Genomic DNA, 7,834 nt, shown 5'->3' on the forward strand with positions numbered 1-7,834 from the left:
CCAATCCACCCAAGTTTAGCCGTCAATAGAATCGCGATTTGCCCCCGCGAACGCTTGACATGTGACGAGGTTCGAGCGGCCGCCGCCCTGCTTGCGCTGGCTGTTTAGCGCAAGCAGGGCGGCGGCCAATAGAGGATCGCTTCTCGATCTTCGCTTGGCTCTCATGCCCCTGACCGATTTGTTCGCTTCGCTTACCGAATATCTGCACACCAAGGTCTTTCACGATCTTGCTCGCCATCCCGAACGACCCTCCGCATTCACCCGTCAGCGCAAGCTCACTCTGCCGACACTGATCGCCTTCATGCTTGGCAACTTGCGCATGGGCGTACAAGCCGAACTCGATCAATTCTTCGCCGCGCTCGCGCGCCAGAACATCTTGCGCCGTTGCGTCAGTGAACAAGCCTTCGCCCAGGCTCGCAGCAAACTCAGCGGCGATGTCTTTGCTCACCTCAATGACTGGCTGCTTCGGCAGGTGTCAGACCATTTGCCGCGCTGGCATGGCTTTCGGCTAGTCGCCGCGGACGCCTCACACCTGCGTTTCGCCATCCGCCACAGCCATCTGCCTCGAGCCGCCACTCGCGATCAACTCGCCTTCGGCCTATACCTGCCCGGGGCCGAGATCATGCTCGCCGCCTCACTGCACAGCGTGCACGAGAACGAACGCCAGATCCTGTTCGAGCATCTGGACCGCCTGCAATCCGACGACTTGCTCTTGCTCGATCGCGGCTACCCCGCCCGCTGGCTGGTGGCCGTGCTCAACCAACGAAAAATCCCTTTCTGCATGCGCGCCGACGGTAGCGGCTTTGCTGCCGTGCGGCACTTCGTCCGCTCCGGTCGCGACGAGGCCATCGTCACGCTCCCGGCTCCAGCCCGAAATGACGCGCGCGACTATGAGTGTGCGGCTACTCCGCAGACCGTCCGGCTGATCCGGCAGATCTCGCCAGCCGGCAAGGTGCGCGTGCTCATCACCAATCTGCTCGACATGCACCACTATCCGGCTGCCACCTTCCGCGATCTCTATCACCAGCGCTGGCGCCTCGAGGAGGCGTTCAAACGCCTCAAACACCGCATGGCACTCGAACATCTGTCCGGCCTCTCGCAGTTGGCCGCCAGGCAGGACTTCGGCGCCAAAATCCTATGTGACAACCTGCACGCCCTATGCTGCCTCACCGCCGCGCAGGAACATGACATTGACTCGGACCATCGGATCAACCGTACCTACGCCATTACCGCGCTCAAACCTGTCCTGCCTGCGGTTCTGCTCGGCCTGCGCTGGGCCAGGGCTGCTCTGAATGAGACCTTGGCCTTGATCGCAACACGTATCCATCGCGTGCGACCGGATCGCGCCAAGCCCCGTCCGCCTCGCCAGAAGCCTCATCATGCTGCCTATAAGGCTTGTTGATGCTTACAGTAACTTGGGTGGATTGGTGCCGGCCTGGCCATCTCCATACCAAAGCTTACGCACCCCGCGAACGATTTTCGATGCAAGACACGATGATCTCGCCCGATTTCCCCGACGCCGCCGCCTTGGCGGCCCTGCGCGCCTGGTACGCGGGCGCGTCGTCGCGCCAGGCGGTCGCCCGCGCGCCCGAAACGTTGCGGTCGCTGCCCCTCCCCGAGCCGCAGATCAGCGATTCAGCGGGCGCGCGCCCTGGTCACGGCGGCACTGCCCGATCCGGTCGTGCCGTGGGAGCAGATCCGGCTGCCGCATGAGATCGACGGATCACGTGGAGCCTTCCGGCCCCTCCGCCAGATGTGCACGCTCGATGCCAACAATGACTAGACGCCATCGGGGTGTTGGTAGGAAGATGGAACAGAGGCGGCGCGGCCGCGAAGCAACCCAGCTTACTGTTATCACTGTGCATTCTGTGAGCCCCGGCGAACCCATTGCCGTCTGTTTCTGGTTACGCATCCATGGTCATTAAGGATGGTCGTATCGTTGTTGAACGGAATATCCTCGCATTGGTAATACACCCCTCAAAGTTAGACGGGCGTCAAACTTTGAGGGAGCGGATTAAAGAAGGTGTCCATATTGACGGGCATGGAGCGTACTATCCAGGCCTTTCAATTCTTAGTTACAAATGCAGGTCTTCAGCACCGCATCATACTCGCATGTCTGCCCTGGATGCTGGGGTTGGCATACTGGCTGAGCTGATGCAGACACCGCGCCCCCGAGCAAAGTGATGGTCATTAGCGCGCCGAACACTGCCTTCTTGATGTTAGACATGATTGGATCCTTGAAAGTTTGAAGTTTAAATGTCGAGCCACAATTACAAAGATTTGAGAAATGCCGTCGAGGCAAAACACTGGGCCCATTCCATTCCAATATTTCCTGCTGGATGCCAAAATGGCACGAACTCGCTATGTTCGTCATTCCTGAAACAGCACGAGGAATGGCTAGAGAAGTCTAGGCAATATGGTATGTGCGAGGCAAGGCAGAAAGAATGGCCAACTTCCCTGTTGTTGATCAAAATCAAGTTTTGCTACGTCATTGCTTGAAGCGGCGTTGTTGCATAAATCGAGATTGAGGGGCTCCTCGGTGAGGCTGCGGAAGAGGTGCGACTTCCCCGATAGGGCCGGTGGGTTAGCGGTTTTTCACAACGTTCGCTGGAGGTATTTCAGCGGCCTGCTAGGTCAGTGGCGGGAACCGGGGGCAGCGGTGTACAGTTTAAGACAACATGATGTTCAATGATATAACAATTATAACAAATCACCCAAGAATAAGTATTGATTTATTCACTTTTCGGATGGTTATCAGTTTTCCTGGGCGCCAGGAACATAGATTGCATTTACTTCATTATTGATATCCCGCGACCTTCTCTTCCTATAGCCGCAGAAGTGCTTTTGGCGCGACTTATCTCGACTGACCAAGGAGAAGACCGAGCATCGCTAAGCAGAGAGTCCCTTTACGTCATTCCTATAATTTCTTCGCATGGGAAAAATCATGATCCAGGCTCAAAAGATCACAGTAAAAAACAAAACCGGCTATGTGTTCTGCTTCTCAGTCCAGTGGCAGAGTAGCGACGGCACGTGGCATGCCACGACGATATCGAGCGGCGATTATCCCGCGATGCAGTCTAGAACCCTCACGCTCGACGAGATAGGCGTGCCGGGCGATGCGGTCGCAGTGACGCCCTACGGGCATACGGTGAACCCACAGTTGGGTCATGTTCAAGGAACGCCGCACGTTACTTTCGCGTCGAACGATCACATCGCAATCTACGAAGCAACCGTGACACCTAAAGAAAGGCTTCAAATCACTCTTGAGAAGAATGGTTAAGGATACTCTGCACAAACGCAAATCGAGTGTGCTTGGCCGTTTAACAGGGAGCTGAATGCGCCACGACTCCAACCTATCAGCCCGGAGCGGGGATTTGACTGGTGACGACGGTTGAGCGCGAGCCGTGCTGAACATCCAGCAGGCCAAGCAGATCACGGCGCGCCTAGTCGGCAAGGGGCGTCGTCGCAAAGTCGTCCACCACTAGAATGTCGGGTTTGGCCCATTGGGCCAGCAACGTCCCGAAGCGCCCGCTGCCATCGACCATAGCCATCTCCTCCCTGAACTTCGGCATGCGCAGGTAGCCGACGGAGTAGCCATGTCGGCAAGCCTGGTTCGCCAAGGCGTACGCCAGCCAGCTCTTGCCGAGGCTTGTCTTGCGGATGAGGATCACGTTCAGGTGTCCCCAGTACATTCCCCGGTCAACAGGCGGGCCAGCAGGGCCCGGTCCAGGCGGCGGGCAGCGCGGTAGTTGATGTCCTCGGGGACGGCGTCTGGGAAGCGAAGTTGTGCGCGCCGCAGCCGGGCCGAGAACATGCGCGACTGGCGCTTGCTGCATTCGCGTTCGACGAGCAGCCCGAGACGTTCTTCGAAGCCGAGCTGGTCGATGCTGACCTGCGATCGAGAGTGCCATGGTTATCCCTGCATCCCAGCGCTCTACCAGGCGGGATTTCCTACCCCGGCAAGATGGTCGGCTTCCCGTGGAATCCATGGTTGCTTTGCCGTGGAATCGCCGGTTGGATTCGGGTGGAGTGAAAAACCTGTAAGGCCAACGACGTAGATCCGTATCAGTATCTCGTTGCCTTGTTCAAGGCGTTGCCACAGGCACAGACAGCCGACGACTATGAGGCTCTGCTGCCCTTGTGAACGGCTGTTTAAAACCGGCACTAAACGGTGGCGTAGCTTAAAGATGCAGAACAACTCCTGCATTGCAGGACTGTCCCAAGGTCTTCTGATTTGATATTGAAGGGTTGTCACCGGGCGCGTCGGAACGAGCCCGTAGGGCGAGTGCAGACGCGCCCGGTGACGGGCATTCCGCAAGGTGGTGACGTCGCAGTAGGGATGCGGTAAAAAGGTCGGATTTACCGCCGAAAAGAAACAGGCACGACACCGGTCCAAACCGCCAAGTTCATCCCGATGTCGTGCCCCACTCGTGCCAAGGGCGCGCGTGCCGGGCCAGTATGGCACGGCTCGTCCAGCCCGTCGAGGCCGTTTCGGCATAACGGGGGATTGCCGATGCCGGCCACGGGCCGCCTCTTTGTGTGCGCTCATTGCCGGGCGCAGGTCATTGTTTGCCGCCGCTGCGACCGCGGTCAGGTCTACTGCAATGGCGGCTGCTCGCAAGCAGCGCGCCGCGCCAGTCTGCGCGAGGCCGCTCAGCGCTACCAACACAGCCGCCGCGGCCGCCTGGCGCACGCGGAGCGGATGCGCCGCTATCGCTGTCGCCAAAAGAAAGTGACGCATCAGGGTTCCGTCGCGCAGGCCGCCGATGCTCTACTGCCGCTGACCTTGACGACGCCGGCCAGAGCACCGGCGCCCGCTGGCGCCTCAATACCTGTGTCTGAGCATTGCCACTTCTGCCGTTGCGCATACTCGGGCTTTGTTCGCCTCGGACCACTGCGTCGTAGGGTCTTCCGTGATGTTCGTACGACTGACCGCACAGGACACGACCCATGACCATTGGAGTAGAACTCGAAGCCCAGATTCTGCGTTACTACCACGTCGAGAAATGGCGCGCCGGCACCATCGCGCGCCAGTTGCATGTGCACCGCGACACCGTTCAACGTGTGCTGGCACAGGCCGGCCTACCCCGGATTGGCACGGTGCAGCGGCCCTCGCAGATCGACGCCTACCTGCCATTCATCCATGAGACGCTGAAGAAGTTCCCGTCGCTCACGGCCAGCCGCCTGTATGCGATGGTGACCGAGCGTGGCTACCGCGGGAGCCAGCACCACTTCCGGCACATGATCGCGCTGCACCGGCCGCGCCCACTGCCCGAAGCCTATCTGCGTTTGCGCACCCTGCAGGGGGAACAAGGGCAGGTTGACTGGGGACACTTCGGCCATCTGCAGATCGGCCGCGCGCGCCGGCCGCTGATGGCCTTCGTGATGGTGCTGTCGTGGTCGCGGCAGATCTATCTGAGATTCTTCCTCGATGCGCGCATGGATAGCTTCCTGGCCGGCCATGCCGGCGCCTTCGAGGCTTGGTCCGGCCTGCCCAGGGTCCTGCTCTACGACAACCTGAAGAGCGCCGTTCTGGAACGCCAGGGAGATGCGATCCGTTTCCATCCGACGCTGCTCGCGTTCGCGGCGCATCACCGCTACGAGCCCCGGCCGGTTGCCGTCGCCCGTGGCAACGAGAAAGGGCGCGTGGAGCGCGCCATCCGCTACGTGCGCGAGAACTTCTTCGCCGGACGCACCGTGACCGACCTCGATGAGCTCAACGCTCAAGCCGCCCATTGGTGTGCGGGACTTGCGGCCGATCGCCCCTGCCGGGAAGAACCGACGATCAGCGTACGCGAGGCGTTCTGCCGCGAGCAGCCCAGCCTGCTCGCCTTGCCGGAGAATCCCTATCCGTGCGAACCGCAACAGAACGTCAAGGTCGGCAAGACACCGTACGTGCGCTTCGGCCTGAATGATTACACGATCCCGCATACCCATGTGCGACGCACGCTCACGGTGCGGGCCAGTCCCCGGCAGGTACGCATCCTCGATGGCACGGAACTGCTCGCCACTCATGAGCGCAGTTACGATCGCGGCGCGCAGATAGAAATTGCCGCACACATCAACGCCCTGGTCGAACGCAAACGCGAAGCCCGCCACCATCGCGGACTTGACCATCTGGCTCGGGCGGCGCCGGCCAGCCAGGCGCTGTTGCTGCGCGCGGCGGAACGGGGCGGCAATCTGGGCAACATCACCACCCACCTGCTGCGGCTGCTCGACCGGTATGGCGCCGCCGAACTGCAAGCGGCGATCGAGGAAACCCTCGCCAGCGACGCGGCACCTCACCAGAATCCGGTGCGCCTGGCGCTGGAGCGCCGGCGCGAAGCGCGCCATGCACCCCCGCCGGTGGGCATCCATCTGCCTGAACACGTCCGGCACAAGGACAAGCTGGTCATACCCCACCGGCTCGACATCTACGATCAGATCGCTGGAGATGCCAATGAACACGCCTGAGAACCTGCAAAGCCGTACGAATGCCTTGCGCCTGCATGGGCTGCTGGCGCACTGGCCGGAGGTCGCTGATGCTGGATGGGTAGCGCCGCTGCTGCAATGGGAAGAAGAGGAGCGCTCGCGTCGCTCGCTGGAGCGACGCATCCGGGATGCCCGCCTGGGCAACTTCAAGCCATTGTGCGACTTCGACTGGACGTGGCCGACGCGCTGCGACCGGGCCGCCGTCGAGGAATTGATGTAGCTGGAGTTCGTCAAGGACTCGGCCAACGTCGTGCTGATCGGCCCGAACGGCGTCGGCAAATCGACCCTGGCGCTGAATCTGGCCTATCAGGCGCTCGTCCACGGGCACACGGCGCTGTTCACCACCGCCTGCCAGATGCTCGGCGAGCTGGCCGCTCTTGACAGCGATTCGGCCTTGCGTCGGCGCCTGCACCGCTATGCCTCGCCGGACGTGCTGGTCATCGACGAGGTCGGCTACCTGTCGTACTCAAACCGACATGCCGATCTGCTGTTCGAGCTCATCAGTCGCCGATATGGCGCCACCAGTACGGTGGTTACAACAAACAGACCATTCGTCGAATGGTCTGAGGTGTTCCCGAATGCCGCCTGCGTCGTCTCGCTGGTTGACCGACTGGTGCATCGTGCCGAAGTCATCGCGATCGAGGGCGAGTCGTATCGCGTCAAGGAAGCGCGCGAGCGGGCCGATCAGCGAGCAAAGAAACGCAGCGTGGCCCGGGCGGAGAAAAAACCATCATGACGCATCTGCATCTGCCGTCAGGCATCACCCAGGGGCTCGACTTCCTGATCCCAGACAACTGGTCCGCTGAGCAGGCGCTCGCCGTCGTCGAACTCATCGACGATCTACGCGAGCGGATCTGCGCTCACTACCAGCTCGCATTGCATGACCTGCTGAGTGAGCAGCGCTCGCCCCCCGAGAAAAGCCTCGACGATCCGTTCTAACCTGCTGTCCAACCCAAACAGCAAGGGGCCGCATGCGGCCCCTTGCTGTTGACCTTCTTACCCAACCGTACGCCGCCATTTACTGCCGCTTTTACACCGCCGTCAACAGCTGCTGGCGCGTCGTGCCGTGGATGCGAGTGCCGGCCTCGGCCATGACCCAGGCGCGCACCTGGCGGTTGGCATCGGCGAGGTCGCGGAAGTCGCGCAGCGGCCCGAAGCTGTTCTTTACGTACTTGACTCCCGATTCCACGATGCCCTTTTTCTGGTTCTTCGCAGAAAACCGTGGCCCGAAAGAGCACATTTTGTATGCTGATGTCTGTTTCTTCAGGTATCAGGGGGATGTGTGCTGGATCGCAAGACGCTGCAAGCACTGGGTTGCTGGAAGGGCTACCGGCTGGAGCGCGTGGAATGGCCGGAGGGAGAG

General features: G+C 60.8%; 6 protein-coding genes and 4 pseudogenes. 7 read left to right on the top strand and 3 right to left on the bottom strand.

Annotated elements, in window-relative coordinates; all coding sequences use genetic code 11:
• The first annotated feature begins 163 nt into the window (after window positions 1-163).
• The 3 genes and pseudogenes from A3AG_RS0100585 (at window position 164) to A3AG_RS0100590 (ending at window position 3,280) form a co-directional block, all read left to right on the top strand.
• Window positions 164-1,402 (top strand): IS4 family transposase, encoded by a 1,239-nt coding sequence (locus A3AG_RS0100585; protein WP_012354743.1) that lies wholly within the window; start codon window positions 164-166, stop codon window positions 1,400-1,402.
• Between the two features lie 80 nt (window positions 1,403-1,482).
• A pseudogene (locus A3AG_RS33805) lies at window positions 1,483-1,780 on the top strand (hypothetical protein); the annotation flags it as partial.
• Window positions 1,781-2,944: 1,164 nt separating this feature from the next.
• On the top strand, window positions 2,945-3,280 hold the full coding sequence (locus A3AG_RS0100590) for a hypothetical protein (protein WP_012354810.1): 336 nt from the start codon (window positions 2,945-2,947) through the stop codon (window positions 3,278-3,280).
• Between the two features lie 163 nt (window positions 3,281-3,443).
• Here the strand turns inward: A3AG_RS0100590 and A3AG_RS34660 are convergent, their stop codons facing one another.
• Both A3AG_RS34660 and A3AG_RS34665 read right to left on the bottom strand, forming a co-directional pair.
• Window positions 3,444-3,671 (bottom strand): ATP-binding protein, encoded by a 228-nt coding sequence (locus A3AG_RS34660; RefSeq protein ID WP_240988366.1) that lies wholly within the window; start codon window positions 3,669-3,671, stop codon window positions 3,444-3,446.
• Between the two features lie 2 nt (window positions 3,672-3,673).
• Entirely contained in the window at window positions 3,674-3,886 is a 213-nt protein-coding gene (locus tag A3AG_RS34665; RefSeq protein ID WP_331935451.1) for an ATP-binding protein, read from the bottom strand.
• A gap of 147 nt (window positions 3,887-4,033) precedes the next feature.
• On the opposite strand from A3AG_RS34665, the pseudogene A3AG_RS32625 reads away from it, so the two are divergent.
• The 4 genes and pseudogenes from A3AG_RS32625 to A3AG_RS0100610 form a co-directional block, all read left to right on the top strand.
• Window positions 4,034-4,144, top strand: a pseudogene (locus tag A3AG_RS32625) (transposase domain-containing protein); the annotation flags it as partial.
• Window positions 4,145-4,950: 806 nt separating this feature from the next.
• Window positions 4,951-6,453: an IS21 family transposase gene (istA, locus tag A3AG_RS0100600; protein WP_012354806.1), complete on the top strand. Its 1,503-nt coding sequence runs from the start codon at window positions 4,951-4,953 to the stop codon at window positions 6,451-6,453.
• Window positions 6,440-7,207, top strand: a pseudogene (istB, locus tag A3AG_RS31055) (IS21-like element helper ATPase IstB). Before istA ends, istB begins: the two are co-directional and overlap by 14 nt.
• On the top strand, window positions 7,204-7,410 hold the full coding sequence (locus A3AG_RS0100610) for a hypothetical protein (protein ID WP_012354803.1): 207 nt from the start codon (window positions 7,204-7,206) through the stop codon (window positions 7,408-7,410). The pseudogene istB and the gene A3AG_RS0100610 overlap by 4 nt, the downstream one beginning before the upstream one ends.
• A 100-nt stretch (window positions 7,411-7,510) precedes the next feature.
• On the opposite strand, the pseudogene A3AG_RS0100615 reads toward A3AG_RS0100610, so the two are convergent.
• Window positions 7,511-7,720: pseudogene (locus tag A3AG_RS0100615) on the bottom strand (IS21 family transposase); the annotation flags it as partial.
• Window positions 7,721-7,834 lie beyond the last annotated feature (114 nt).

This window comes from Cupriavidus neocaledonicus (genome assembly GCF_000372525.1).
In the GTDB taxonomy this organism is placed as follows: Bacteria; Pseudomonadota; Gammaproteobacteria; order Burkholderiales; family Burkholderiaceae; genus Cupriavidus; species Cupriavidus neocaledonicus.